The sequence below is a fragment of the Xanthobacter sp. 91 genome, assembly GCF_000702385.1.
GTDB lineage: Bacteria > Pseudomonadota > Alphaproteobacteria > Rhizobiales > Xanthobacteraceae > Xanthobacter > Xanthobacter aminoxidans.
In genome coordinates, this window is sequence record NZ_JNIB01000001.1 from 2262224 (window position 1) to 2288220 (window position 25997).

The following is a 25997-nucleotide window of genomic DNA, read 5'->3' on the forward strand; positions in this document are numbered from 1 at the left end:
CTACGTTCACTTAGAGGGCAGCGCTATGGCTACCAATCCTCCCAAAGGTGATGGGCACAGGATCGGCGCGGTTCGCGACCGCTCGCAAACTCATAATCCCAAGACCGACCAGTGGGTAAAGCGAGACAGCGATACCGGTCGGTTCATGGACGTCAAAAAGGACGGAACGCCCTTCAAGGGAGTTCGTAAAGAAAAATAGCGGGTATCGCCTCACTCTGCCGGCATCACCCTGGTCCGGGCGGCGGCGGCCTTCGCCTTCCCCTTCCGGCCCACGCGCCCCTTGCGCTTCATCCACCACACCGCGACGCCGGTGATGGCGAGGCCGGCGATCACCACGCCCATGACGGCGATGATGATGCGCCCGGTGAGGCCGAAGACGCGGCCGGAATGGATGGGGAACTGGAGCTGGATGAAGACATCCCCGGCCGTGCCCACGCCCGGCAGGTTGGCGCTCCTGAAGGCCCCCGTCGCGCCGTCGAAATAGAGCCAGCGCGTGTCCAGCGGATCGTCGTGGTCGCCGAAGGCGACGCCGAACACGCCGTAATGGGGCGAGTAGAAGATCTCGCTCGCCGGCTCCTGCCAGCCCCGGGCACGCGCCTCCTTGAGCCCCGCCTCCAGCACCGTGTCGAACGGCAGGGTGCGCTCGCGCAGGGGCGCCAGCGGCGCGCCGGAGAAGGGTGTGGGCGTGAGCTTCGAGAACAGCCCCACCACCGGCTCCACCACCTCCTGCCGCAGGTTCATCGCCACCGAGGAGAGCGCGAGGGCGATCAGCACCACGAACAGCCAGAGCCCGGCCGCGCGGTGCCAGTCGAGGTTCAGGCGGAAGGCGCTGCCGCCCTTGATGGTGAAGGCGGGGCGCCATTTGGCGAGGAACGGCCGGCCGCGCGGCAGGGTGAGCGCGAAGCCGACGAAGCCGTCCACCAGCCACAGCAGCGCCACCACCCCCATGAACAGCACGCCATAGACGCCCGGCAGGCTGAGGTTGTGGTGGAACTCGTAGAGGAAGGGCATCACCTTCAGCGCGGAGAAGCAGCAGGCGCCCCACAGGCGCGCGGCCAGCACCTCGCCACTCACCGGGTCCACCTGGAAGCTGTCGGCCGGAATGTCCATGGCCTCGCCGGTGGCGGGATCGATGGGGCCCATGGCGGCGACATCCGCCGGATGACCGGCCGGCGCCAGCGCCATGTACCAGACCCGTCCGTCGGGATGGCGGGCTTCCACCGCCCGCGCCAGCGCGTCGGGGGAGAGCGGCGTGCCCACCGCCGTGGCGCGGTAGGCCGAGGGGTTCAGCCATTCATCCAGCTCGTGGTGGAAGGCGAGTACGCTGCCTGTCAGCCCCGCCACCACCAGGAACAGCGCGGTGGAGAGGCCGAGGATGCGGTGCGCCCACACCAGGGCCGGCCGCAGGCTGAAGGGCTTGGCCGGTGCGGGTTTGGCCGGTGCGGGCTTGGCGGGCACGGTCTTGGCGGGCACGGTCTTGGCGGGCGCCGGCTTCGTCACGGCGCTCACCAGCGATAGCGCACGGAGGCGATCACCGAGCGTCCCTGCTGCCAGTACCAATAGCCCTCGTTCAGCAGCGCGTTCTGCTGGCCGAAGATGTTCTTGCCGTTCAGCTGGAACTTCCAATTGTCCTTTTCGTAATAGAGCGCGGCGTCCACCGGATATTGCGCGCCATTCTTGTAGAGATTGTTGGTATCCGACCAGAACGGGCCGATGTAGCGGATGCCGGCGCCCACGCCGAAGCCCTTCCAGTCACCGTCCTGCACCGTGTACTTGGCCCAGAGCGAGGCGATGTGCGCCGGCATGTTGGGCGGCGTGTTGCCGATGGTGGGCCGGTCGAGGCTGTTGATGATCTCGCCCTGGGTGAAGGTGTAGGCGGCGGTGAGGTCCAGCCCCTGCGCCAGCTCCACCAGCGCCTCCGCCTCGAAGCCGCGCACGCGCACGTTGCCCACCGGGAGATAGAAGAAGCTCACCGGGTCCGGCACGGCATAATTGTTCTGGGTGATTTGGTAGGCGGAGAGGGTGAAGAAGCTGCGCCCGCCCGTGGGCTGGTACTTCACGCCCGCCTCGTACTGCTCGCCGCTGGAGGGCTCCAGCAGCTGGCCGCTCTGGTCCACATTGATGGAGGGCAGGAAGGAAGTGGCGTAGCTCACATAAGGCGAGACGCCGTTCTCGAACGCATAGAGCAGGCCCGCCTGCCAGGTGAAGGCCTGGTCGTCGCGGTTGGCGGTGTCGATGCCGAAGCTGCTCTGGGTGGTGGAGGCGAAATCCTGCCGCCCGCCGATGAGGAAGCGCCAGCCGTTGCCGAATGCCATCTGGTCCTGGAGATAAAGCCCCACCTGGTTGAGGCCCGCGCCGTCGCGCGAGGTGATGGCCGGCATCACGAGGAGGTTGGGCACGTCGGGGTTGAAGATGTTCACGTCCCCCGCCGGGCCGTTGCCCATGCCGTAGGAACTGTCCAGCCAGAGATAGTCCACGCCGCCCAGCACCTTGTGCTCGACGGGGCCGGTGGTGAACTTGGCCTGCAGCTGGTTGTCGGCCTGGAAGCTGTTGACGGTCTCGACGTAGTTGGTCGCCGTCATGGAGATGAGCGGCCCGTTGACTACGCCATTGGCGTCCATCCACATGCTGTGGTTGTCGATATGGCCGTAGCGGACGTTCTGCTTGGCGCTCCACACGTCGTTGAAGGCGTGCTCCAGCTGGTAGCCGATCTGCTCCTGCGTCTGCTGGATGGCGTTGTACGTGGTCCCCATGGGGATCTTGGTGAGCTGGGTCGGGGTCTGCCAGTACTGGGTGTTCGAGGGCGTGCGGCTGTCCAGCACGCTGCCGAGGATGGTGAGGCGCGTGGTGTCGTTCTGGAACGTCACCGAGGGGGCGAGGAACAGGGCGTTGTTGGTGCTGTAGCTCACCGTGCCGTCGGCGGCGCGGGCGACGCCGGTGAGGCGGTAGAGCACGCTGCCGTCCGTCGTGGCGCGGCCGCCCACGTCGAACGCGGCCTGCGACCAGGCGGGATCGCCGAGCTGGCCTTCCACTTCCGCGAAGGGCGTGTCCACCGGCATCTTGGAGATGCGGTTGATGAGGCCGCCCGGCACCGTCTGGCCGTAGAGCACGCTGGCGGGGCCCTTGATCACGTCGATGCGTTCGAGGCCGTAGGTCTCGGTGCGCCAGGAGGCGAAATTGGCGCTGGGCTGGGCGAGGCTGTCGCGGAAATTGCCGCGCGCAGACACCGAGAAGCCGCGGATGTAGATGTCGTCGAAGCGCGGATCGTAGCCATAGGAGCCGGTGAGCACGCCGGCGGTGTAGGACACGGCGTCCACCACGTTCTGGACGCCCCGGTCGTCCATCTCCTGCCGCGTGACCACGGAGACGGAGCGTGGCGTGTCGATGAGCGGGGTGTCGGTCTTGGTGCCGGCGCCGGAGCGGGTCGCCACATAGCCGTCCACCGGCCCCCAGGCGATCTCGGCCACGCCCTCCACCGTTACCGTGGGCAGGGCGACGGACGGCGCTGCCTCCTGCGCCAGCGCCGTACCCAAGGCGAAGGGCGCCACCAGGGCCGAAGAGACCAGGGCCGAAGAGACCAGCAGGGATTTGGCTGTAACCGCAAGTGTCGAGAATGGCCCCGCCGCGTGACTATGCCGGCTTGCGCCACCGGATTGGCCGTTGTTCTGACGGCGGGGCCGGGGTGGAGAGACTGTATAAACGGACATTTCGGGCTCGGGGCAATTGGGACTACTTTATGCTCTTTTATTAATCAGATACCGCTGGGGCAATAAGCAGGGTGGTATCGCGGGTAATATTGGATTGTCTACAAACGATAACGCTTCTGATCTGTGTGTTGGTTTGAAATAGACTAATTCCAGTCAGGGCCTTTTCCTCCTTATGGCGCAAAGCACTGGGCACGCCGGACCCGTCCGCCGTGGCACAGCTTGTGCTTCGCTCGCCGGGACGGCCCCGCGGACCCGTGGTCCAGGTGCGCGGCCGGCAAGGGGGATAAAGATGGATACGAGCCCGCACGCGGCTCCCGCCGCGCCGGTCGGCCACGGGCTTCAGACGGTGGTGCGCCACACCTATGAGCGCACCCGCTCCGATACCTCCGGCGCGCTCGCCGATTACATTCCCGAACTGGCGCGGGTGGACCCGGACCGCTTCGGCATCGCCGCCGTGTCGGTGGAGGGGGAGGTGGTCGCGGTGGGCGATGCCGACGTGGCGTTCACCATCCAGTCGATTTCGAAGGCATTTGCCTTCTGTCTCGCCCTTGAGGTGGCCGGCCGCGAAAAGGTGCTCTCCCGCGTCGGGGTGGAGCCCTCGGGCGACGCCTTCAACGCCATTGTCTTCGATGCCAAGACCAACCGGCCCTTCAACCCCATGGTGAATGCCGGGGCCATCACCGTGTCCGGCCTGTTGGTGGAGCATCTCGGCGCCGAGGCGCTGGAGTTCGTGCTGGATCGCTTTTCGGCGGCGGCGGGCCGGCGGCTCGCGGTGGACGAGGCGGTGTTCCGCTCGGAGGCGGAGACGGCCCACCGCAACCGCGGCATCGCCCACCTCCTCACCAGCGCCGGCGCGCTCACCGCCGGGGTGGACGCGACGCTGGACCTCTATTTCCGCCAGTGCTCCATATTGGTGACGGCCAGCGACCTCGCCCGCATGGGGGCGACTTTGGCCAATATCGGCGAGAACCCGCTCACCGGCACGACGGCTTTCGCGGTGGACGCGGTGCGCGCCACGCTGGCCGTGATGTTCACCTGCGGGATGTACAATTTCGCCGGCAACTGGGCGTTCGATGTGGGCGTGCCGGCCAAGAGCGGGGTGGGCGGCGGCATCCTCGGGGTGGTCAACCGCCAGCTCGGCATCGCCACCTATTCACCGCGGCTCGACGGGCGCGGCAATTCCGTGCGCGGCATCGCCGCCTTCCGGGAACTGGCCGAGGAACTGGGCCTGCACGTGTTCGACCCCACCAACCGGGGGTCCGCCATGCTCAGCGCCCTCGGGCGCTGAGCCATTCTTGGGTTTTTTGCCGCCTTCGGGCGGTGAGCCTCCGGCGCAGAAGAGGGGCGCGCGGCCCCTCAGGTCATGAGCAGCGCACGTAGACCATGGTGCCGTAGCGCTTGGCCACTTCCGGATCGACGAACTTCAGCACCAGGATGTTGCCGTCGAAGCGCACCACCTGACGGTCGCGCTCGCCGCCGGCCGGGTCGTCCGGCGGGCCGATGTAGACCGGGCCGTTGCCCACCTGCTTCGACACCAGCTCGGTGAGCTTGTTGTCGTCGGCGAGGTACATCATCACGCCGCCATTGGTGCCGGCGGTAATAACATACGGCTGGTTGCCGCAGGAGGCCTTGGCCTGGGCTTCGGTGCGGGTGGCGTCGTCCGGCCGGTGATAGGCGGCGAGGCCCCAGCGGCCGACGAGGCGGTCGGGCGGGATCGGGCTGGTAAAGACCGGGCGCGCGGCCGGCGGGGGCGCGGAAGGGGTGGTCTCGCAGCCGGCGAGGCCGAGGGCCAGCACGGCAAGGGCAGCGCCGGCCAGCGCGGCGCGCGGCCGCCCGAAGGCCGTCCATCCGAACGCGGACCGCCCGAACGCAGATCGCTCGAAAGCAGACTTGGATCCCGCAACCATCTTCGTCATGTGCTTTCCGAGGCCTCCCGCCGCCTGGAACAAGAATGCGACCACCCAGGCAGTCGCCTGACCATAAAGGCTTGCGCCGTCGACGTCGATGCCGTCCGCATCGCCCCCGCCCGCCGTCAAGCCTCAGCTCTTGAACAGCTTATCCCACGGCTCGTTACCGCTTTGCTAGCCCACCGATTGCTGCAGCGCGCCTTGACGTTCGCCGGGCGCGCCCTTATCTCCGCGACGAGCTTGGCACTCTTCATTCGGGAGTGCCAGAACGGCGGGCCAAGGCTCGCGCTCCCCCCGAAGAGGTAACGACCCATGTCCTTCCGTCCTCTGCACGACCGCGTGGTCGTCAAGCGCATCGAAGCCGAGCAGAAGACCGCCGGCGGCATCATCATCCCCGACACCGCCAAGGAAAAGCCCCAGGAGGGCGAGGTGATCGCGGTGGGCGCCGGTGCCCGTGACGAGAGCGGCAAGCTCGTCCCGCTCGACGTGAAGGCCGGCGACCGCGTGCTGTTCGGCAAGTGGTCCGGCACCGAGGTCAAGATCGACGGCCAGGACCTGCTCATCATGAAGGAAAGCGACATCCTCGGCGTCATCGCCAAGTGATGCGTCCGCGCTTCTGAGCCGGTCCACCGAAACAGAATCACAAGGAGGCCGTTATGGCTGCCAAAGAAGTAAAGTTCTCCTCGGACGCGCGCGAGAAGCTGCTGCGCGGCGTCGACATCCTCGCCAATGCGGTGAAGGTGACCCTCGGCCCCAAGGGCCGCAACGTGGTCATCGAGAAGAGCTTCGGCGCCCCCCGCATCACCAAGGACGGTGTGTCGGTGGCCAAGGAGATCGAGCTCGAGGACAAGTTCGAGAACCTCGGCGCCCAGCTCGTGCGTGAGGTCGCCTCCAAGACCAACGATCTCGCCGGCGACGGCACCACCACCGCCACCGTTCTGGCCCAGGCCATCGTGAAGGAAGGCGCCAAGTCGGTCGCCGCCGGCATGAACCCGATGGACCTGAAGCGCGGCATCGACCTCGCCGTCGCCGCGGCCATCGCCGACATCCGCGCCCGCGCCAAGAAGGTCTCCTCCTCCGCCGAAGTCGCGCAGGTTGGCACCATCTCCGCCAACGGCGATGCCTCCATCGGCGAGATGATCGCCGGCGCCATGCAGCGCGTGGGCAACGAAGGCGTCATCACCGTCGAGGAAGCCAAGACCGCCGAGACCGAGCTCGAAGTGGTCGAAGGCATGCAGTTCGACCGCGGCTATCTCTCTCCCTATTTCATCACGAATGCGGAGAAGATGATCGCCGACCTGGAAGAGCCCTTCCTGCTCATCTTCGACAAGAAGCTCTCCGGCCTCCAGCCGATCCTGCCGGTCCTTGAGGCCGTGGTGCAGACCGGTCGTCCCCTCGTCATCATCGCTGAGGACGTGGAAGGCGAGGCGCTCGCCACCCTCGTGGTCAACAAGCTGCGCGGCGGCCTGAAGGTCGCGGCCGTGAAGGCTCCCGGCTTCGGTGATCGCCGCAAGGCGATGCTCGAGGATATCGCCATCCTCACCGGCGGCACCGTGATCTCCGAGGATCTCGGCATCAAGCTCGAGAACGTCACCATCGCCCAGCTCGGCCGCGCGAAGAAGGTCATCCTCGAGAAGGAAAAGACCACCATCGTGGACGGCGTCGGCGAGAAGGCCGACATCGAGGCCCGCGTGAACCAGATCAAGGCGCAGATCGAGGAGACCTCCTCGGACTACGACCGCGAGAAGCTCCAGGAGCGTCTGGCCAAGCTCGCGGGCGGCGTCGCGGTGATCCGCGTCGGCGGCTCGACCGAGGTCGAGGTGAAGGAGAAGAAGGACCGCGTTGACGACGCGCTCAACGCCACCCGCGCTGCGGTGGAAGAGGGCATCGTCCCCGGCGGTGGTGTCGCCCTGCTCCGCGCCAAGGCGGCGGTGGAGAAGGTCACCTCCGACAACGCCGACATCAAGGCCGGCATCAAGATCGTCCTGCGCGCCCTCGAGGCCCCCATCCGCCAGATCGCCGAGAATTCCGGCGTGGAAGGCTCCATCGTGGTGGGCAAGGTGCAGGAGTCCAACGATCCGTCCTTCGGCTTCAACGCCCAGACGGAAGAGTATGTGGACATGATCGCCGCCGGCATCGTCGATCCGGCCAAGGTCGTGCGCACCGCCCTCCAGGACGCCGCCTCCATCGCGGCCCTGATCGTCACCACCGAGGCGCTCGTCGCCGAGCTTCCCAAGCGCGACAGCGGCATGCCCTCCATGCCCGGCGGCGGCATGGGCGGCATGGGCGGCATGGACTTCTGATCCATCCACCGGTCCAGAAATGAGAGAGGGCGCGGCTTCGGCCGCGCCCTTTTCTTTTGCCGGTTCCCCGGACAAGCGACACCGAAGGTGGAGCGCTGATCCGGGGGCCAGCGCGAAACTCCCGCGAAGCGGGCAAGGCCTGAGAGCGTCGGGGGAAAGAAGCGCCTTCGGCGAACTCTTGCGCTGGGTCCCGGCTCGCATTCCGCTGACGCTGCATGCGTCCGGGACGCGAGGGCGGGACGGGATGTCGCCGCCGGTTCCCCGGACAAGCGACGGCGCGGCCGGAGCGCGGATCCGGGGTCCAGCGCACGAGTTCCCGCGCAGCGGGGCAATGCCTGAGAGCGCTGGGGCCGGAAGCGCCTACGGCGGCCCTTTGCGCTGGACCCCGGCTCGCATTCCGCTCACGCTCCATGCGTCCGGGGCGCGAGGACTGTCCACATCACCCCCTCACGTCCCGCAGAACGTGCGATACCCCTCCATGGACGGCGGCAGCCCCGCATAGGCGGCGAAGTCCGTCTGCTCGTCATAGGGCCGCGCCAGCACCGTGTTCAGCCGCTCGAAGGGGCTAAGGTCGCCGCGCTCGATGGCGGCGGCGATGACCTCCTCCACCAGATGGTTGCGGGGGATGAAGAGCGGGTTCACCGCATCCATCCCGGCACGGATGTCGGCGCCGGATCGGCCGGTTTCGGCGAGGCGCGCGCGCCAGCGTTCGGCCCAGGTGTCGAAGGCTTCCCGGTCGAGGAACAGGTCGCGCACCGGCCCGCCCGCGTCCTCGTCCTCCGCCAGCGCGCCGATGCGGCGGAAGGTGAGGGTGAAGTCGGCCCTGGAGCCGATCATCACGTTGAGGAGGTCATGGGCGAGCGCCACATCCGCTTCGCTTGCCTCCGGCAGCCCGATCTTGGCGGCAAGCCCGGCGTGGTAGGCCGCATAGAAGCGCTTCGGGAAGGTGCCGAGCGCCGCATTGGCGGCGGCGATGGCGGCTTCCCGGTCCTCACCCATGATGGGGATGAGGCATTCGGCGAAGCGGGCGAGGTTCCAGTGGGCGATGTCCGGCTGGTTGCCATAGGCGTAGCGGCCCATCTCGTCGATGGAGGAGAAGACCGTGTTGGGGTCGTAGGCGTCCATGAAGGCGCAGGGGCCGTAATCGATGGTCTCGCCGGACACCGACATGTTGTCCGTGTTCATCACCCCGTGGATGAAGCCGACGCACAGCCACCGCGCCACCAGCGCCGCCTGCCGGCCGATCACGCCGTCGAGCAAAGCGAGATAGGGGGTCTCCGCCCCCTTAAGGTCGGGATAATGGCGGGCGATGGTGTAGTCGGCGAGCTGCTTCACCGCGTCGAAGCTCTTGCGGGAGGCGAAGAACTGGAAGGTGCCGATGCGGATGTGGCTCGCCGCCACCCGCGCCAGCACGCCGCCGGGCAGCGCCCGGTCGCGCAGCACCGGCTCGCCGGTGGTGACGGCCGCGAGCGCCCGCGTGGTGGGAATGCCCAGCGCCGCCATGGCTTCGCTGACGATGTATTCGCGCAGAACCGGCCCGAGCGCCGCCCGCCCGTCGCCGCGACGGGAGAAGGGGGTAGGGCCGGAGCCCTTCAATTGGATGTCGCGGCGCAGCCCGTCCCGGCCGACCACCTCGCCGAGCAGGATGGCGCGGCCATCCCCCAGCTGCGGCGAGAAATGGCCGAACTGGTGCCCGGCATAAGCGAGCGCGATGGGCTCCGCCCCCTCCGGCACCGCAAGGCCGGCGAACACGGCGACGCCTTCGGGGGTCGCGAGGGCGGAGGGGTCGAGGCCCAGCAGCTCGGCGAGGGCGGTGTTCACCTTCACAAGGGCCGGCGCCTCCACCGGAGTGGGGAGAACGGGCGCATAGAAGCCGGCGAGGTCGCGGGCATAGGAATTGTCGAACGGGAAGGCGGGGGACGCTTTCGCGGGCGGTTGCGGGGTGGCGCTGGTGGTCATCGGGGGCAATCTCCGCCGGGCTCGAAAAGGGGCAGTCCCGGACCGAACGATCAGAAAAGGGTGCCGGGTTCGTCCCAGCCTGTCCAGCTTGAGCGAGTTATGCGTTGCCTCCGCTCAATCGCCGCGCGGGGTTTTTGTGCTGCCTTCGCTCAGGCGCCGCGCGGGCTTAGGGGCGTTGCCCTCGCTCAATCGCCGCGCGGGCTGGGTCACGCCACCGCGTAGAGCGGATGCTCGCGCCGCAATTCTTCCTGCAGCACCTCTTCCACCTTCTGGAGCGCCGGGGGGCGGACGCCGGGGCGGGTGTAGAGCAGGAATTCCATGTCCGGCAGCGCCGCGCGGTCGAGGTCGGCGACGATGGCGAGGTCGGGCCTGAGCGCCCGCGGCGAGCGCACGGTGACGCCCATGCCCGCCCCCACCGCCGCCATCAGGCCCGGCAGGCTGGGGCTGGTGAAGGCGATGCGGAACGGCCGCCCGGCGGCGTTCAACGCGGCGATGGCGGCCGTGCGGCAGGAGCACGGGTGCTCGAACAGCACGAGGGGCACCGGCGCCTCCCGGTCGAGGCGGAGGTGGCGGGCGGCGATCCACACCATGGATTCACGCAGCAGCAGGGAGGCGGGCAATTCGCTCTCGCTGCGAAAGCCCACGGCCACGTCCAGCTCCTCGGCTCGCAGCATGTCGAGCATGGTGGATGTGGTGCAGACCCGCACCGTGATGGGCGCCTGCGGGAAGCTCGCGGAAAGCCGGTAGAGGATGCGCTGGAGCACCTGCTCACCCACATCCTGCACGAAGCCCAGGCGCAGCGGCTGGGCGAAGGCGCCGTGGACGTGCTGGGTGAGGATGCGGTCGTTGAGATCGAGCAGGCGCCGCGCATCCTCCAGGAAGGCGGCGCCGCGCAGGGTGGGGGACACCGCCCGCCCGCGCCGCTCCAGAAGGGAGAAGCCCACCGCCTCGGCGAGCCGGTCCATCTGGAGGCTCACCGCGGACTGGCTGCGTCCCACCTTCCGCGCCGCCGCGGAGATGGAGCCGAGATCGGCCACGGCGGCGAAGCTGCGGATGAGGTCGAGGTCGAGATTGCGGATCATGATATGAGATTAGCAAATCTCTGGAATTTTAGAATTCAATTTTTCTCATGGATGCGAGCGGCCTACAAGAAGCCATCGCTGCACCGATGGCAGCCCTGGAGGACGAAATGCCCATCTTGAACGTGAAGCTGTCCGGCGCCCCGGACGACGCCCTCGCGGCGACCGTCGCCGCTACCCTGTCCGATCTCACCGCCCGCATCCTGCGCAAGGACCCGAAGGTGACGGCGGTAGCCGTCTCCTTCGTGCCGGCCGAACACTGGTTCGTGGGCGGGGAGGCGCTGTCGGCGAAGCGGCGGACGTCCTTCTCCCTCGACATCCTGGTGGTGGACGGCACCAATACCAAGGACGAGAAGGCCGCCTATCTGGAAGCCGTCTTCGCCGCCATGTCCGGCCTGCTGCCGGATCTGGATGAGGAGAGCTACATCCTCGTGCGCGAGGTGAAGGCCGATGCCTATGGCTATGGCGGGCGCACGCAGGAAAGCCGCTATGTGGAGAGGAAGCTCCGGGCGGCGTGAGCTTGACCCTCACAAATAAAAGGGGCCGGCGCAGCGCACCGGCCCTTGATGATGCAGATATCTCGCCTCACTTGCCGGCGAGCAGCGGCGCCAGTTCCTTGTCCCATTCGGCGATGCCGAGGGCGCCGGAGACCTTCTTGCCGTTGATGAAGAAGGTGGGGGTCGCGTTCACGCCCAGCTCCTTGTTGGCGTAGAGGGCACTTTCCTGCACCTTCTCGCCGAGCTGCTGGTCGGTGAGGCACTTCTCGAAATCGGCCTGGCTCATGCCGGCCTGCTTGGCCACGGCGAGGAGGCCGGCGGCCGGATCGGTGCTGTAGGCCCAGGTCTTCTGCGTCTCGAACAGGGTCGAGACCATGGGGAAATATTTGTCCTCGGGCATGCAGCGGGCGAGCATGAAGGCGGCCGTGGCCACCGGCTCGAACGGGAATTCGCGGAAGATGAAGCGCACCTTGCCGGTGTCGATGTACTTCTTCTTCAGCTCCGGAAAGGTGCCGGTGTGGAAGGCGGCGCAGTGGCTGCAGGTCATCGAGGCATATTCGATGACCGTGACCGGCGCCGTGGCGCTGCCCAGCGCCTTCTCCGGCAGCGGGCTCGCCTCGGGGGCGATCAGCTTGGCCTGCTCCACGGTCTGGGCCGCGGCGGGATCGAAGGAGAGCGGCAGGCCGAGCCCGGCCGCCAGCGCGGCGAGACCTGCGGTGACCAGGAAACGGCGGCGATCGACAATCATGGACATCTCCGAATGGTCCGGCGGCTGGCGACCGGCATTCGCCGATCTTGGCCGCATCGCCGGTTCCGTTAGGGCATCAGAACGGGAAACGGGAACAGTCCGGCACCGCACCGCCGAACCTGCAGAAGAGCCTTCGCGCTCTATCATGTCGCCCTTATGGCGGGAAAGGCCCGCGCCGCGCGCCCGAGATAACGGACGGGTGAACGCCGGCCGGTCAGCACCCCCCGCGGCCGCTTGGCGCCCGCTTGGCCCCCGCGCCCTAGCCGCCGCGCTGCTCGCGCCGCACCAGCGCGCCGAGCTTTGCGAGCGACTCGGCCAGCGCCTCGTCCTCGAAGCTGCCGATCTCGTGTCGCACGGCGGCGATGGTCGCCTTGTCCGGTTTCGGCGGCACGGGCGGCGGTGCGTGGCGCTGGGGCACCGGGCCCTGGCGCAGGGTGAGGCGGCCGACGCAGCGCCAGCCGAAATAGGCGTTGATTCGCTCCACCACGATGCCGGCGGCATATTGCAGCTCGATGGCATAGGCGCCTTCCACCCGCACCACGAGGGTGGCCGCCGCCCCGTCCTCCCGCGGCCATTGCAGCTTGAGGGGGACGCAGCGGGGCGCAAGGTCGGGGCCGACGATCTCGTCCCAATGGGTCACCACCTCCACCACCGAGAAGCCGGCGCGGCCGCACAGGTCGCTGATCCCCGGCGCCACGAAATCGGCGAGGGGGCGCGGGCCTCGGTAGCGGCGGGTGAAGTTGGACCTGTTCAAGGCGTCTCCGGCGGACGGACGGGATGGTGGGGCGACGGGGCACCGAACCCCTTGCCCCGGCACGCGGGCGCGGCCACCTTGGCCGCATGACATCCTCCCCCGCCGCACGCGCGGCCGCAAGCGGTGCCGGAAGACCCGGCGCTCCGGCGCCCGCCGCGCTCCTCGCCTGGTACGACCGTCACCGCCGCCGCCTGCCCTGGCGCGCCGAGCCGGGCCGGACGGCGGACCCCTACCACGTCTTCCTCTCCGAGATCATGCTCCAGCAGACCACGGTGAAGGCGGTGGGGCCGTATTTCACCGGCTTCCTCGCCCGCTGGCCCACGGTCTCGCATCTGGCCGCCGCGCCGCTGGAGGAGGTGCTCTCCGCCTGGGCGGGGCTCGGCTATTACGCCCGCGCCCGCAACCTGCACGCCTGCGCGCAGGCGGTGGTGGCGCGCCATGGCGGGCGCTTCCCGGACGACGAGGCGGCGCTGCTCGACCTGCCCGGCATCGGCCCCTACACGGCGGCGGCCATCGCTTCCATCGCCTTCGACCTCAAGGCGAGCCCGGTGGACGGCAATATCGAGCGCGTCGTCTCAAGGCTTTATCGGGTGGCCGAGCCTTTGCCCGGCGCCAAGCCGCGAATCAAGGCGCTGGCCGCCGCGCTGACGCCAGCGCAGCGCCCGGGCGATTTCGCGCAGGCGATGATGGACCTCGGCGCCACCATCTGCACGCCGCGCTCGCCCGCCTGTTCGCTCTGCCCGTGGATGGAGCCGTGCGAGGCGCGGGCGGCGGGGGATGCGGCGCTCTATCCGGTGAAGGCGCCCAAGGGCGAGAAGCCGAAGCGGGAGGGCGTCGCCTTCCTCGCCGTGCGGGCGGATGGGGCGGTGCTGCTGCGCACCCGGCCGGACAAGGGGCTGCTGGCGAAGATGACGGAGGTGCCCTCCACCCCCTGGGGCCCGAAGCCGGAGGCGCCGGAGAGCCACGCGCCGCTCAAGGCGCGCTGGCGGGCGCTGCCCGGCGCGGTGGAGCACGTCTTCACCCATTTCGCGCTGACGCTGAAGGTGCTGCGCGCCGATCTCCCCGCTGGAGCGCCCGCGCCGGAGGGGCACCGCTGGGTGCGGCCGGAGGGGTTCGATGCGGAGGCGCTGCCCTCGGTCATGCGCAAGGTGCTCGCGCATCTCGACGATCAATGAGACGCGACAGGCGGAGGGTACTTGCATAGGGCATCATGAGCCTCGTAAAGCTAAGCTCGTGTTTGCGGGCACTGGGGGCAGAAAATGCGGTTCGGACTGGCTATTGCGGCCGTGATGGCAACATGCGCACCGGTGTGCGCGGCAGATCTTGCGGTGAAGGCGCCGGCGCCTGCGGCGGCCGCCGCGCCGCTCTCCTGGCAGGGCTTCTATGCGGGCGTGACCGCCGGCGCGGTGATCGATGCCTCCACCGTCACGCCTCAGCTCGGCGGCACCTTCCTGCAGTCCGATCCCGTGAAGCATGCGATCCAGTATGAGACGGCGCTGGGCGGCTCCTCGGCCGGCTTCACCGCCGGAGCGACCGTCGGCTACAATTGGCAGTGGAACGCGGTGGTGGCCGGCCTCGAGGCTGACTTCGCCTATGCCGACCGGAGCCAGGCCGGGAGCGAAATCCTCCCCTCGCTGGTCAATCCCGGCCAGTTCATCGTCAAGGACTTTGCGCTGACCGGCGAGTGGTTCGGCACGCTGCGGGCGCGGCTCGGCTATGCGGTCGGGGCCACGCTGCTCTACGCCACCGGCGGCCTCGCGGTCGGCAATGCGGGCACCAGCCTTTTCATCGGCGGCGCCAACGGCGCGCAATATGCGTGGGCCGGTTCATCCTCCTCCACCCGATGGGGCTGGACCGTGGGCGGCGGCGCAGAGACGCGCATCGACGCCCATTGGTCGGTGAAGGCGGAATATCTCTATGTGAACCTTGGCAGCAGCACCTTCCCGCTTGCCAACAGCCCGGCCAACCCGGTGCCGGAGTTCGTCATCGCCGCATCGTCGGATTACGCCTTCAACGTCGTCCGCGCGGGGGTGAACTACCGCTTCTGAGCTATTCGGCGGCGATGCCCATCTCGGCCCGCAGGCGGGCGCGCAGGATGTCGATGGGGTGGCGGCGGCCCGCCTCTTCCACGTGCCAGAAGGTCCAGCCGTTGCAGGCCTCCGCCCCCTGGGCGAGGGCACCGACGCGGTGGATGGAGCCCACGTTGGGGCTGTCGGCGAGGGAGATGGTGCCATCCGCCCGCACCACGGCGCGGAATCGGCCCTTGGCGTCGGTGAGTTCGGCGCCGGGGGTGACGAGGCCGCGCTCCACCAGGGCGGAGAAAGCGACACGCGGCGCCTCCCGCGCGCTCGGCGGGGCGACCAGCGCCTCTTCCGACAGCGGCTCCACGGCGTCGATGCGGGCGCGCGCCGCATCGGCATAGGTCTCTTCGCGCTCGATGCCGATGAAGGACCGGCGCAGGCGCTTGGCCACTGCGCCCGTCGTGCCGGAACCGAAGAAGGGGTCGAGCACCACGTCGCCGGGCTTGGTGGAGGACAGCAGCACGCGGGCGAGCAGCGCCTCGGGCTTCTGGGTGGGATGGAGCTTGCGGCCCTTCTCGTCCTTCAGCCGCTCCTGCCCGGTGCAGAGCGGGAAGAGCCAGTCGGAGCGCACCTGAACATCCTCGTTGCCGGCTTTGAGCGCCTCGTAATTGAAGGTGTATTTCGAATCGGCGCTGCGGGCGGCCCAGATCAGGGTCTCGTGCGCATTGGTGAAGCGCCGGCCCCGGAAGTTGGGCATGGGGTTCGCCTTGCGCCAGATGATGTCGTTGAGGATCCAGAAGCCCAGATCCTGCATCAGCGCGCCGACGCGGAAAATGTTGTGATAGGAGCCGATGACGAAGAGCGTGCCGTTGGGCTTCAGCGCCCGCCGCGCGGCGAGCAGCCAGGCGCGGGTGAAGGCATCATAGGCCGCGAAGCTCTCGAACTGGTCCCAATGGTCGTCCACCGCGTCCACGCGGCTTTCGTCCGGCCTCTTCAGCTCGCCACCGAGCTGGAGGTTGTAGGGCGGATCGGCAAAGACGAGATCGACCGATCCGGCGGGCAGGGCCGCCATGCGGGCGATGGTGTCGCCGATCAGAATTTCATTGAGGGGGAGAGCACGGTCCGAAACCGCTCCCGCAGGAGCCGCCTTCCTCGGTACGGCCGGTGGGGCCGCCAAGGGGGCGATTGCGGGATACTCCGGACGACATTGACGCGCCGTCCGCCCGGCCGCCCCCTTGGCCACACTACGCATGACGCAACCCTACGCAACGCTTACTCACGATCGTGAGAATGGCGGCAATGGGTTAAGGGCGGGTGAAGGGAAAACCTTGCGGCACCTATCTCGTCACGGCCTTCACGATGGCCTCGGCGACGAGTTCCGCCATGCAGGCGCGGCCTTCGGCCGGGGAGCGGGCGGAGGACTGGAGATAGGAGGTGGCGCCGTATTGCTGCACCACGTTCATGCGCTCTCGGTCCGACACCGCGTCGATCTGCTTCACGATGCGGCCGTAGAGGTGCTCGTGGTCCACGCCGGGCACGAAGGGCGGGTCGATGAGCACGAGGTCGATGTTGCGCCCGCGCAGCCAGTCGGCTGCCTGCTCCAGCGTGTGGGCGAAGCTCTCGGGATCGGTGGCGGCAAGGGCATCGGCGGTGCCCACCTGCCAGATGATGAGGTCCGGCGCCACCCGCTCCACGGCGGAGCGGATGCGGCCGAAATCATCCCTTGCGAGGCCCTGCGTCGCGCCCTCGTCGATGATGGTGAAGGTGATGTTGGGCAGGCGGTTGCTCAGCTCCGTCTCAAGGCGGCTGCGCTTCTTGTCCGACAGCGCCTGACGGTCGGGCTGGGGGCCGATCATCAGGATGCGCACGGGGGCCGAGCGATCCACCAGCCGCTCGGTGCGGACGAGATCGCTGTCGAAGGCGAGGAAGATGTCGGGCACCCGGCAGGCGCTGGAGATCGTGGCCCCGGCCGTGAGCGGGCACAGCAGGAGCCAGACGGCGAGAAAAGCGCCGCCCGCGCGTCTCACGGCCCGGGCGCGAGCGCCACGGCCGGTGAAGCCGGGACCGGCGCCGCCTGCCGCGCCGGGGCGCGATCGCGGCGCTGCCATTCGAGTGCCCATGCGAGGGACCACTGGAGCGAGAAACCTGCGGCAACGATTAGCAAATCCACGGCCAGCGCGCCATCGGCGAGGGGGCGCACCACCTGCGCGCCGAGGCTGAGCACGGTGCCGATGCTGAACACCGGCAGCGCATGCCGGCCCATGAGGATGAGCGGGGCGGCCGATGCGCTCTTCTTCAGCCACGCTTCCAGCGGCAGGCGCGACACGCAATAGGCCAGCGCCAGCACATGCAGCAGGCGCGGCAGGGCGAGGTTGGTCTTGTCGAAATCCCACAGGAAGGGCGGCACGGGGGAAAGATCCGGCGTCACCGGATAGCCGAGCACCGCCCAAACCAGCGCCACCAGCAGATAGAGCGGCGCGGCGACATCCAGCACCCGGTGGGCGGCGGAGCGCAGGCCGCGATCCATCAGCGCGCCGGTCACGAGGCCGCAGGTGAAGAGCAGCTGCCACGCCAGCGGATTGAAGAACCAGCCCCCCGCCCCCGGCCACACCGGCAAGGCGAGGTCGGCGAGCTGGGTGACGAGATAGAGCGTGAGCGAGGCCGCAAGGGCCAGCCCGAGGCTGCGCCGCGCCAGCAGCAGCAGGATCGGCGCCAGCAGCAGGAGGCCCACATAGAGCGGCAGGATGTTGAGATAGCCCGGCTGGTAGGTGAGCAGCCCGATACCCACGAGGGATTCCAGCGGATATTGCGGGATGATGTCGAGGTGCATCCATTCGAGCATGCGCTCGTCACCCGTGAGCACCACGAAGCCGCCCACCACCACCACGGACATCACCACCAGCACCAGATGGGCGGCATAGAGCGTGAAGGCGCGCATCCACACCCGCGCCGTGGTGCGCACCCTCTCGCCGGCCGAGAAGGGCCTGAGATAGGCGAAGGCGGCGGAGATGCCGGCGAGGAAGACGAACAGCTCGGCCGCGTCCGAGAAGCCGAAGTTGCGATAGGTGAAGCCGCCGAAGACGTGGCCGGGAATATGGTTGATGAAGATCGTCAGCAGGGCGAAGCCCCGCCAGAAATCGATACTCACCAATCGTTGCCCGGTCTGCGACACGTCTGGCAGCCTCCCGATCCCGTTGCCTGCCGGCGCTCCCCCGGCAGGGGGCGCGATATGGCGGCAAATGCTTTCGGGGCCGGAAGGTTCCGCCTTGCCCGTGAGTCATTGCGCCGCACGCCATGCCGGGGAAGGCTGGCGCGCGGCGGTGTCGGAAGTGTGAATCCGGGGCCGGGCGACGGTAAATTGCGGTAACGCTACTCCGCCGCCGCCTTCAGCTCGAGCACGGTGGGCAGGCCGTTCATCTGCGCCAGCACGTCGGTGATCTGCGGCACGTTCTTGCCGCCATTGCCGAGGCCCTCGGCCGCCGCATAGAGGTTCTTCACCGTGGCGCTGATGAAGGCGGAAGCGCCGGTGTTGGTGGCGAGGTTGGTGACGTAGCGCATGTCCTTGTGGGCGTTGGTGATGGTGAAGCGGTGGGCGTTCACGTTCGCGTCCAGCACGTAGCCCATGAAGGTCTGGTAGAAGCCGCAATCCATGCGCGAGCCGCGGATGACGCTGTCAAACACCTCCGCCGTGACGCCCACCTTGCCAGCGATGGCCAGCGCCTCGGCATAGATGGCGCCGTAGCCCAGCGACAGGAAGTTGTTGAGCAGCTTCATGGTGTGGCCCGCGCCCGGCGCACCCACGCGCACGATGCGGCTCGCGAAGGCCGCCACCACCGGCTCGATCACCGCGAACGCCGCGTCGTCCGCCCCCACCATGGCGGAAAGGGCGCCTTCCTCCGCCTGGATGGGCGTGCCGCCGAGCGGCGCGTCGCACAGGAAGATGCCGTCCTGCGCCAGCTTCGCCGCCAGCGCCATGGTCAGCGTCGGCTCGGAGGTGGAGGTGTCGATGATGTGGAGGCCGGCCTTGGCGGTCTTCAGGATGCCGTTCTCGCCGTTGAGCACCTCGTCCACCTGCGGCGCACCGGTGACGCAGAGCACGATCACGTCGCACTGGGCCGCCATCTCGGCGGGGGTCTTCACCTCGGTCGCGCCGCGGGAGACCAGATCTTCCACCGGCGCGCGGTTGCGGTGGCCCATGACGGCGAGGGGAAAGCCCTTGGCGAGGATGTTCTTCGCCATGCCGTGGCCCATGAGGCCGACCCCGATGAAACCAACCCGCGTACCCGCCATGGCATCCTCCCGATTCGTATCGTCGCAGCTGTCGTTGCTGTTGTCGCTAAATCGTTTAGCATGACCGAAAGGACGGCGCGAGACGCGACAGATCCGCTATAGGGATGGCCCATGGACGAGACGAATCCTCCTCCGCCGGGTGCCGCTCACCCCGGTGCATCTCCCGCCGGTGCGCCCATCGGCAAGGTGACGCTGCAGGGCCTCGCCCGGGAGCTGGGCCTGTCCACGGCCACCATCTCTCTGGCCCTGCGCGACAGCCCCATGGTCGCCGAGGCGACGCGCCTCAAGGTGCAGGAGGCGGCGCGGGCGCGCGGCTATGTGGCCAATCGCGGTGCCGCAGCGCTGCGCACGGCACGCACCAACATCGTCGCCCTCGGTCTGCATGACATCGTGAACCCCTCCTTCACCGAGCTTCTGGCGGCGGTGGAGGATGCCCTCTCCGAGGCGGGCAAGACCGTGCTGCTGGGGGTCAGCCAGGAGGATGTGGCGCGCCAGACCCGCACGCTGGGCACGCTGGCGGAATACCGGCCCGACGCCTTTCTCGTTTCGCCGGCCGCGCATTCGCGGGTGGAGGACCTGAAGGCGCTCGCCTCCACCGGCATCGCCGTGGTGCAGGTGACGCGCGAGATCGAGGGCTCCGGCTTCGATTTCGCCGGCTCGGACGACGTGACGGGCGTGGCGCTGGGCGTCGCGCATCTGGTGGAACTGGGCCACCGGCGCATCGGCATGATCGGCGGCTTCGGCGCCATCTCCACCGGCCGCAAGCGCTTCGCCGGTTACAAGGCGGGCCTTGCCGCGGCCGGCATTCCCTTCGATCCGACGCTGGTGATGGAGGGGCCGGGCCTGCGCGCGGAAGGCCGCAAGGCCATGGCGCGCCTCCTCGCGCTGGACGAGCCGCCCACCGCCGCCGTGTGCTTCAACGACCTCTCCGCCTTCGGCGCGCTGATGGAGCTGCAGGCGGCCGGTCTTCTCGCGGGCCGCGATTTCTCCCTTGTCGGCTATGACGACATCGAGGAGGCGCGGGTGTGGTACCCCCCGCTCACCACGGTGCACACCTTCATTCCCGAATACGGCCGCGCCGCCGCAACCTTGGCCCTCAAGCGCATCGCTGATCCCGGTCGTCCCGTGGAGCGGGCGGAGATGACGCCCGAGCTGGTGGTGCGCGCCAGCACCTGCGCCCCCGTGCCGGTGAAGCGCCGGCCCCTATGATCGTTCCGGTGACCGAGGCCGACGATCCCCGCATCGCCGGCTTCCGCGAGGTGCGCGAGCGCGATCTCGTGGGCCGGCAGGGCGGCTTCATGGCCGAGGGCGAGGTGGTGCTGCGCCTGCTCGCCGGCCGGCTGGGCACGCGCGGCGGCCATCGCCTCACCTCCGTGCTGCTGTCGCAGGCGCAGGCGGAGCGGCTGTCCGACCTCATCGCCGCACTGCCGGAAGACCTGCCCGTTTACGTGGCGCCGCAGCCGGTGATGGACGCCATCGTCGGCTTTCACATCCATCGCGGCATCCTCGCGCTGGGCACGGCGCGGCCGCTGCCGGACGTGGGCGCGCTGCTGGATGGGCTGGGGCCACGGGCGCTGGTGGTGGCGGCCCTCGGCCTCACCAATCACGACAATATGGGTGGCATCTTCCGCAATGCGGCGGCCTTCGGCGCCGATGCGGTGATCCTCGATGACGCCTCGTGCGATCCGCTCTACCGCAAGGCCATCCGCGTCTCCGTGGGGGCGAGCCTCGTGGTGCCGTTCGCGCGGGTGCGGGATGCCGGCGTGCTCATCGAGCTGCTTTCCGAGCGGGGGTTCGAGGCCGTGGCGCTGTCCCCGTCCGGGCAGGAAACCCTCTCCCGCCTCGATCGCCCGCCGCGCGTCGCCGCATTGTTCGGCACCGAGGGGCCGGGCCTTCCGGCGGACGTGATGGCGCGGGTGCGCACGGTGGCCATCCCCATGGCGGAGGGCTTCGACAGCCTCAACGTCGCCACCACCTCGGGCATCGTGCTGCATCATCTGGCGGGGGTCTAGGCCCGCCCGCGCCGCTCAATGCCCGCGTGAGGCGAGGTGGCGGTGGAGCGTGGAGCGGTGGATGCCGAGGCGGCGGGCGGCGCGGGAGATGTTGCCGTCGCATTCCTTCAGGGCGGCATCCATGGCGGCGCGGGTGACGCTGCCGAGATCGCCGGGCAGGCCGGACGCCGGATCGGCCGCCTGAGAGGCAGGGAGCATTGATGCGGCGGGGGGTTGCGCGGGACTGCGCAGATCGCTTGCGCGGACGTCGGCGGGCAGCGCCTCCGGCCCCACCGTTTCGCCCGGCTCGGCGAGGGCGAGGAGCACCTTGAGCACGCCGGTGAGCTGGCGGAAATTGCCCGGCCACGTATGGCGCGCCAGCACCTCGCGGCAATCCGGCGAGAGACGCGGCGCATCCGGGCCGGGGCCGGCCATCTCGCGCCACAGGCGCTCCACCAGCGCTTCCCGGTCCGCGAGGCTGCGCAAAGGCGGCAGCGTGACGGTGTATTGGGCGATGCGGAAATAGAGATCGGCGCGGAAGCTGCCGTGCTCCACTAGCATTTTCAGATCGCGGTGGGAGGCGCAGACGAGGGCGAAATCCACCTTCACCGCCTTGCCGCCGCCCAGCGGGGTCACTTCCCGCTCCTGCAGCACGCGCAACAGGCGGCTCTGGAGGCCGAGGGGCATGTCGCCGATCTCGTCGAGGAACAGCACGCCGCCGTCCGCCTCGCGGAACAGGCCCTTGAAGCCGGCGCGGCGGGCACCGGTGAAGGCGCCGTCCTCATAGCCGAACAGTTCGGATTCGATGAGCCCTTCCGGCAGGGCGGCGCAGTTCACCGCCGCGAAAGTGCCGGCCGCGCGCGGGCCGCGGGCGTGGATCTGGCGGGCGAACACCTCCTTGCCGGAGCCGGTCTCGCCCTGGATGAGCACGGGCACGCCGGCATTCATCAGGCGAATGGCCCGGCCCAGCGCCTGCTCGGTCTCCGCATCGAAGCTGGGGCCGGCGGGGGCTACGGTGGGAGCCGGCGCGGCGACGGGCGCCGGGGCGGCCCGCACCGGGGCCGGCGACTGCCGCTCCAGCCGCAGCATGACGGCGCCGTTGGGCGTGCGGGCGCGGCGGGCGTCGCCGGGACGGCCGAGGCTGCCCTCGAACAGTTCGGAGAAGCGCCGCGCGCCCAGGGCATCCCAGCCGAGGCCGAGCAGAGCGAGGCCGGGGCGGTTGGCGGCGACGAGGCGGTGGTCCTCGAACACCAGCACGCCCTCGCGCGCAGTGCCGAGGAAGGAGGGGTCGGCGTGGAAGCGCACCACGTCCCGGCCGGGGAAGGCGCCCTCGAACAGGCGGTGCTCCACCTGCCCCACCGCCAGCTCCACCAGCGCCAGCGCATGGAGATGCGGCACGGCGGAGGGGCCGGAGAGGTCGAGCAGGCCCACCAGCTCGCCGAACGGATCATGGATGGGCGCGGCGGCGCAGGTGAGGATGCCGTGCGGCTCGGCATAATGCTCGGCGCCGCGCACCTCGATGCCGCGCCGCTCGATCAGCGCCGTGCCGATGGCGTTGGTGCCGCTGTCCGCCTCGCTCCAGCTCACGCCGGGCCGCAGCGCCACCTGCGCCGCGCGATCGGCGAAATCGGCGCTGCCCACGGTGTCGAGCACGAGGCCGGTGGGATCGGTGAGGATGACGATGCCGCCCGCGGCGCTGGCGCTGAGGTGCAGCGCCTCCAGCTCCGGCCGGCAGCGACGGCGCAGCGCCTCATACCGCTCGCGGCGGACGGAGAGTTCGCCCTGCGTCAGCGGCTCGGCCTTCAGCCGGCCGCCCACGGGCAGGCCGCGCTCGGCACAGCGGGTCCAGGAGCGGATGATGGGAAGGGCGAGCGCTTGCTCCGCCCCGGGCGCGCCGGAAAAGAACCGGCGGCGGGCGGTGAGCAGCTCGTCCGGTGGCGGCACCGGCGAGAGGGGCGGAAATGGCGCAGGCATTCGTCCCTCGGCTCGTTTCGCTTCCCTAGCGCGACGTTTCCCGCGGCGACTGTCGCATTTTGCGACAGGTGTCGCGACACCTTGTTCTTATGCGCGACAGTCTCGCACGACTATTCGCCGGCCGTAAAGTCGGGGTTCTGCGTAGGTCCTCCTGGCGCGGACAAAATCAAGTTTTCGCAGCATCTTCCCGCACTGCAAATAAAGGCGTGCGGTGCACCTTCGAGAACTGGCACGGCCGCTGCAAATCCTCCGGCACCACCAATGGGAGGAAACAATGAACAGCCCAGCCTTTCTGTCGAGCACTCACACCTCGCCCTTCAAGGCCCGCTATGGCAACTTCATCGGCGGCGCCTTCGTCGAGCCGGTGAACGGCCGCTATTTCGAGAATACCTCCCCCATCACCGGCAAGGTGATCTGCGAGGTCGCCCGCTCTGACGAGCATGACATCGAGCGCGCGCTGGACGCTGCCCACGCCGCCAAGAAGGCCTGGGGCCGCACCTCCGCCGCCGACCGCGCCCTGGTGCTCAACAAGATCGCCGACCGCATGGAGGCCAATCTCGAGCTGATCGCCCGCGCCGAGACCTGGGACAACGGCAAGCCGATCCGCGAGACCATGGCCGCCGACATCCCGCTGGCCATCGACCATTTCCGCTATTTCGCCGCCTGCGTGCGGGCGCAGGAAGGCGCGCTCTCCGAGATCGACCACGACACCGTCGCCTATCATTATCACGAGCCCCTCGGCGTGGTCGGGCAGATCATCCCGTGGAACTTCCCCATCCTGATGGCGGTGTGGAAGCTGGCGCCCGCGCTGGCGGCCGGCAATTGCGTGGTGCTGAAGCCGGCCGAGCAGACCCCCGCCAGCATCCTTCTGGTGGCCGAACTCATCGGCGACCTGCTGCCGCCGGGCGTGCTCAACATCGTCAACGGCTTCGGCCTCGAGGCCGGCAAGCCGCTCGCCGCCTCCACCCGCATCGCCAAGATCGCCTTCACCGGCGAGACCGGCACCGGCCGCCTCATCATGGGCTATGCCAGCCAGAACCTCATTCCGGTGACGCTGGAGCTGGGCGGCAAGTCGCCCAACATCTTCTTCGAGGACGTGGCGGCCCACGACGACGACTTCCTCGACAAGGCGGTGGAGGGCTTCGTCATGTTCGCCCTCAACCAGGGCGAGGTCTGCACCTGCCCCAGCCGCGCGCTGGTGCAGGAGAGCATGTTCGACAGGTTCATGGAGAAGGCGCTCGCCCGCGTCGCCGCCATCAAGCAGGGCTCGCCCCTCGATCCCGCGACCATGCTCGGCGCGCAGGCGTCGTCCGAGCAGATGCACAAGATCCTGTCCTACATCGACATCGGCAAGGCCGAGGGGGCCCAGGTGCTGGCCGGCGGCGAGCGCAACATGCTCGACGGCGATCTTGCGGACGGCTTCTACGTGAAGCCCACCGTCTTCCTCGGCACCAACAACATGCGCATCTTCCAGGAAGAGATCTTCGGCCCGGTGGTCTCCGTCACCACCTTCAAGGACGAGGAAGAGGCGCTGCACATCGCCAACGACACCCTCTTCGGCCTCGGCGCCGGCGTGTGGACCCGCGACGGCTCGCGCGCCTACCGCGTCGGCCGGGAGATCGAGGCGGGCCGCGTGTGGACCAACTGCTACCACGCCTACCCGGCCCACGCGGCCTTCGGCGGCTACAAGCAGTCCGGCATCGGCCGCGAGACCCACAAGATGATGCTCGACCACTACCAGCAGACCAAGAACCTGCTGGTCAGCTATTCGCCCAAGAAGCTCGGCTTCTTCTGATCGGCGAACCGACTGCCCCCTCCCGGGGCTTCACCGGGGGTGGCCGTGGCCCCGCGCGCGTTTGTTTCACCGTCCCATCGGCGCGCGCGGTGGCCTCAAAAAGCGGCCATCCCCGGCTTTTCCTTTGTGTGCGTGAGTAAAGAAAAAATACGGAGGGCCGACAGCCATGCGCTTCGACCGCAGACCCGTTTCCCCCGGGTCTGCGGCGTCGGTGGTTGGGGCCTCCCCGGACCAGCGACGGCGCAGCCGGAGCGCCGATCCGGGGTCCAGGAGAAAACCGCGCAGCGGGCAATGCCTTGCCGGTGGCTGGACAGCGAAGCGCCTTCGGCGGTCCCTTGCGCTGGATCCCGGCTCTCCTTCCACTCCGCTGCGCTCCGTTGCAGTCGGCCGGGATGCGAGGGCGCGCGCGAGACCGCAGGACGATCCGGCTCCTATCTCTTCCCCGCCTTGAGCAGCGCCAGCAGCCCCGTCAGCAGGTCCACCGGCGTCGGCGGGCAGCCGGGGATTTTCAGATCCACCGGGATGATGGCGGCAGCGCCGTCCGTCACCGCATAGCTGCCCGCGAAGACGCCGCCATTGATGGCGCAGTCGCCGGCCGCCACCACCCATTTCGGGCCGGGCGTGGCGTCATAGGTGCGCTTCAGCGCCTCGGCCATGTTCTTCGCCACGGGACCCGTCACCAGCAGCACGTCCGCATGGCGGGGCGAGGCGACGAAGCGGATGCCGAAGCGGTCGAGATCGTAGAAGGCGTTGCCCAGCGCGTGGATTTCCAGCTCGCAGCCGTTGCACGAGCCGGCATCCACCTCGCGGATGGAGAGGCTGCGGCCGAGCCGCGCGCGGGCGGCGGCATCCAGCTCGCGGGCCAGCGCTTCCACCGCCGCGTCGTCGGGGCCTTTTTCGGTGAGCGGGGCCTTGAGGAGGCCCTGAAGCAGAAGCTTCCGCATCGTTTCACTTCTTGCGTTTACGCGTTTT

At 68.9% G+C, this 25997-nt stretch carries 22 protein-coding genes; 9 read left to right on the plus strand and 13 right to left on the minus strand.

Annotation, left to right across the window (positions count from 1 at the left end):
* Window positions 1–210: 210 nt before the first annotated feature.
* Both A37E_RS0110705 and A37E_RS0110710 read right to left on the minus strand, forming a co-directional pair.
* Window positions 211–1500, minus strand: a complete 1290-nt coding sequence (locus tag A37E_RS0110705) for a PepSY-associated TM helix domain-containing protein (protein WP_197022958.1) — start codon at window positions 1498–1500, stop codon at window positions 211–213.
* A 5-nt stretch (window positions 1501–1505) separates the two neighbouring features.
* On the minus strand, window positions 1506–3533 hold the full coding sequence (locus A37E_RS0110710; RefSeq protein WP_029556580.1) for a TonB-dependent siderophore receptor: 2028 nt from the start codon (window positions 3531–3533) through the stop codon (window positions 1506–1508).
* Between the two features lie 463 nt (window positions 3534–3996).
* On the opposite strand from A37E_RS0110710, the gene glsA reads away from it, so the two are divergent.
* Entirely contained in the window at window positions 3997–4995 is a 999-nt protein-coding gene (gene glsA, locus A37E_RS0110715; RefSeq protein WP_051678937.1) for a glutaminase A, read from the plus strand.
* Window positions 4996–5068: 73 nt separating this feature from the next.
* Here glsA and A37E_RS0110720 read toward each other — a convergent pair whose 3' ends face one another.
* Window positions 5069–5623 carry a hypothetical protein gene (locus A37E_RS0110720; RefSeq protein WP_245279315.1) on the minus strand — a complete coding sequence of 185 codons (555 nt, stop codon included), beginning with the start codon at window positions 5621–5623 and terminating at the stop codon, window positions 5069–5071.
* A 303-nt stretch (window positions 5624–5926) separates the two neighbouring features.
* Here A37E_RS0110720 and groES point away from each other — a divergent pair, with 303 nt between their 5' ends.
* A complete protein-coding gene (groES, locus tag A37E_RS0110725) occupies window positions 5927–6217 on the plus strand; it encodes a co-chaperone GroES (protein ID WP_029556583.1) in 291 nt (96 codons plus the stop codon).
* Between the two features lie 53 nt (window positions 6218–6270).
* A complete protein-coding gene (gene groL / locus A37E_RS0110730) occupies window positions 6271–7917 on the plus strand; it encodes a chaperonin GroEL (protein WP_029556584.1) in 1647 nt (548 codons plus the stop codon).
* A gap of 447 nt (window positions 7918–8364) precedes the next feature.
* Here the strand turns inward: groL and A37E_RS0110740 are convergent, their stop codons facing one another.
* Window positions 8365–9876 carry a protein adenylyltransferase SelO gene (locus A37E_RS0110740; protein WP_029556585.1) on the minus strand — a complete coding sequence of 504 codons (1512 nt, stop codon included), beginning with the start codon at window positions 9874–9876 and terminating at the stop codon, window positions 8365–8367.
* Window positions 9877–10082: 206 nt separating this feature from the next.
* Complete coding sequence (locus A37E_RS0110745) at window positions 10083–10958, minus strand: LysR substrate-binding domain-containing protein (protein ID WP_029556586.1); 876 nt, start codon at window positions 10956–10958, stop codon at window positions 10083–10085.
* Between the two features lie 107 nt (window positions 10959–11065).
* On the opposite strand from A37E_RS0110745, the gene A37E_RS0110750 reads away from it, so the two are divergent.
* Window positions 11066–11473, plus strand: a complete 408-nt coding sequence (locus A37E_RS0110750; RefSeq protein WP_029556587.1) for a 4-oxalocrotonate tautomerase family protein — start codon at window positions 11066–11068, stop codon at window positions 11471–11473.
* A gap of 67 nt (window positions 11474–11540) precedes the next feature.
* Here A37E_RS0110750 and A37E_RS0110755 read toward each other — a convergent pair whose 3' ends face one another.
* Both A37E_RS0110755 and A37E_RS0110760 read right to left on the minus strand, forming a co-directional pair.
* Window positions 11541–12200 (minus strand): DsbA family protein, encoded by a 660-nt coding sequence (locus A37E_RS0110755; RefSeq protein ID WP_029556588.1) that lies wholly within the window; start codon window positions 12198–12200, stop codon window positions 11541–11543.
* Window positions 12201–12459: 259 nt separating this feature from the next.
* The gene (locus tag A37E_RS0110760) at window positions 12460–12954 is read right to left on the minus strand and encodes a DciA family protein (RefSeq protein WP_029556589.1); all 495 of its coding nucleotides are present in this window, start codon (window positions 12952–12954) and stop codon (window positions 12460–12462) included.
* A gap of 86 nt (window positions 12955–13040) precedes the next feature.
* Here A37E_RS0110760 and mutY point away from each other — a divergent pair, with 86 nt between their 5' ends.
* Complete coding sequence (mutY, locus tag A37E_RS0110765; RefSeq protein ID WP_029556590.1) at window positions 13041–14129, plus strand: A/G-specific adenine glycosylase; 1089 nt, start codon at window positions 13041–13043, stop codon at window positions 14127–14129.
* A 114-nt stretch (window positions 14130–14243) separates the two neighbouring features.
* Window positions 14244–15002 (plus strand): outer membrane beta-barrel protein, encoded by a 759-nt coding sequence (locus tag A37E_RS25920; RefSeq protein WP_197022960.1) that lies wholly within the window; start codon window positions 14244–14246, stop codon window positions 15000–15002.
* 1 nt (window position 15003) lies between these two features.
* On the opposite strand, the gene A37E_RS0110775 is transcribed toward A37E_RS25920, so the two are convergent.
* From A37E_RS0110775 to A37E_RS0110790, 4 genes are all read right to left on the minus strand, one after another.
* The gene (locus tag A37E_RS0110775) at window positions 15004–16227 is read right to left on the minus strand and encodes a site-specific DNA-methyltransferase (protein ID WP_081837546.1); all 1224 of its coding nucleotides are present in this window, start codon (window positions 16225–16227) and stop codon (window positions 15004–15006) included.
* Between the two features lie 85 nt (window positions 16228–16312).
* Complete coding sequence (locus A37E_RS0110780) at window positions 16313–17002, minus strand: SGNH/GDSL hydrolase family protein (protein ID WP_156026285.1); 690 nt, start codon at window positions 17000–17002, stop codon at window positions 16313–16315.
* The gene (locus A37E_RS0110785; protein ID WP_197022961.1) at window positions 16999–18123 is read right to left on the minus strand and encodes an OpgC domain-containing protein; all 1125 of its coding nucleotides are present in this window, start codon (window positions 18121–18123) and stop codon (window positions 16999–17001) included. The genes A37E_RS0110780 and A37E_RS0110785 overlap by 4 nt, the downstream gene beginning before the upstream one ends.
* Before the next feature lie 221 nt (window positions 18124–18344).
* A complete protein-coding gene (locus A37E_RS0110790) occupies window positions 18345–19358 on the minus strand; it encodes an NAD(P)-dependent oxidoreductase (RefSeq protein ID WP_280938457.1) in 1014 nt (337 codons plus the stop codon).
* A gap of 18 nt (window positions 19359–19376) precedes the next feature.
* Here A37E_RS0110790 and A37E_RS0110795 point away from each other — a divergent pair, with 18 nt between their 5' ends.
* Window positions 19377–20474 carry a LacI family DNA-binding transcriptional regulator gene (locus A37E_RS0110795; RefSeq protein ID WP_051678941.1) on the plus strand — a complete coding sequence of 366 codons (1098 nt, stop codon included), beginning with the start codon at window positions 19377–19379 and terminating at the stop codon, window positions 20472–20474.
* A complete protein-coding gene (locus A37E_RS0110800; RefSeq protein ID WP_029556597.1) occupies window positions 20471–21277 on the plus strand; it encodes an RNA methyltransferase in 807 nt (268 codons plus the stop codon). The genes A37E_RS0110795 and A37E_RS0110800 overlap by 4 nt, the downstream gene beginning before the upstream one ends.
* Window positions 21278–21292: 15 nt before the next feature.
* Here the strand turns inward: A37E_RS0110800 and A37E_RS0110805 are convergent, their stop codons facing one another.
* Window positions 21293–23230 (minus strand): sigma-54-dependent Fis family transcriptional regulator, encoded by a 1938-nt coding sequence (locus A37E_RS0110805; protein WP_051678942.1) that lies wholly within the window; start codon window positions 23228–23230, stop codon window positions 21293–21295.
* Between the two features lie 274 nt (window positions 23231–23504).
* Between A37E_RS0110805 and adh the strand changes: the two genes are divergently transcribed.
* A complete protein-coding gene (gene adh / locus A37E_RS0110810) occupies window positions 23505–25025 on the plus strand; it encodes an aldehyde dehydrogenase (protein ID WP_029556599.1) in 1521 nt (506 codons plus the stop codon).
* Between the two features lie 431 nt (window positions 25026–25456).
* Here adh and nuoB read toward each other — a convergent pair whose 3' ends face one another.
* Complete coding sequence (gene nuoB / locus A37E_RS0110815) at window positions 25457–25969, minus strand: NADH-quinone oxidoreductase subunit NuoB (RefSeq protein ID WP_029556600.1); 513 nt, start codon at window positions 25967–25969, stop codon at window positions 25457–25459.
* Between the last annotated feature and the right edge of the window lie 28 nt (window positions 25970–25997).

What these genes read in the sequence shown, in the direction of transcription:
- glsA (WP_051678937.1), top strand. Translation starts at nt 3,997, where the DNA reads ATGGATACGAGCCCGCACGCGGCTCCCGCCGCGCCGGTCGGCCACGGG.
- A37E_RS0110720 (WP_245279315.1), bottom strand. Translation starts at nt 5,623, where the DNA reads ATGACGAAGATGGTTGCGGGATCCAAGTCTGCTTTCGAGCGATCTGCG.
- groES (WP_029556583.1), top strand. Translation starts at nt 5,927, where the DNA reads ATGTCCTTCCGTCCTCTGCACGACCGCGTGGTCGTCAAGCGCATCGAA.
- groL (WP_029556584.1), top strand. Translation starts at nt 6,271, where the DNA reads ATGGCTGCCAAAGAAGTAAAGTTCTCCTCGGACGCGCGCGAGAAGCTG.
- A37E_RS0110740 (WP_029556585.1), bottom strand. Translation starts at nt 9,876, where the DNA reads ATGACCACCAGCGCCACCCCGCAACCGCCCGCGAAAGCGTCCCCCGCC.
- A37E_RS0110745 (WP_029556586.1), bottom strand. Translation starts at nt 10,958, where the DNA reads ATGATCCGCAATCTCGACCTCGACCTCATCCGCAGCTTCGCCGCCGTG.
- A37E_RS0110750 (WP_029556587.1), top strand. Translation starts at nt 11,066, where the DNA reads ATGCCCATCTTGAACGTGAAGCTGTCCGGCGCCCCGGACGACGCCCTC.
- A37E_RS0110755 (WP_029556588.1), bottom strand. Translation starts at nt 12,200, where the DNA reads ATGATTGTCGATCGCCGCCGTTTCCTGGTCACCGCAGGTCTCGCCGCG.
- mutY (WP_029556590.1), top strand. Translation starts at nt 13,041, where the DNA reads ATGACATCCTCCCCCGCCGCACGCGCGGCCGCAAGCGGTGCCGGAAGA.
- A37E_RS25920 (WP_197022960.1), top strand. Translation starts at nt 14,244, where the DNA reads ATGGCAACATGCGCACCGGTGTGCGCGGCAGATCTTGCGGTGAAGGCG.
- A37E_RS0110775 (WP_081837546.1), bottom strand. Translation starts at nt 16,227, where the DNA reads ATGCGTAGTGTGGCCAAGGGGGCGGCCGGGCGGACGGCGCGTCAATGT.
- A37E_RS0110795 (WP_051678941.1), top strand. Translation starts at nt 19,377, where the DNA reads ATGGACGAGACGAATCCTCCTCCGCCGGGTGCCGCTCACCCCGGTGCA.
- A37E_RS0110800 (WP_029556597.1), top strand. Translation starts at nt 20,471, where the DNA reads ATGATCGTTCCGGTGACCGAGGCCGACGATCCCCGCATCGCCGGCTTC.
- A37E_RS0110805 (WP_051678942.1), bottom strand. Translation starts at nt 23,230, where the DNA reads ATGCCTGCGCCATTTCCGCCCCTCTCGCCGGTGCCGCCACCGGACGAG.
- adh (WP_029556599.1), top strand. Translation starts at nt 23,505, where the DNA reads ATGAACAGCCCAGCCTTTCTGTCGAGCACTCACACCTCGCCCTTCAAG.
- nuoB (WP_029556600.1), bottom strand. Translation starts at nt 25,969, where the DNA reads ATGCGGAAGCTTCTGCTTCAGGGCCTCCTCAAGGCCCCGCTCACCGAA.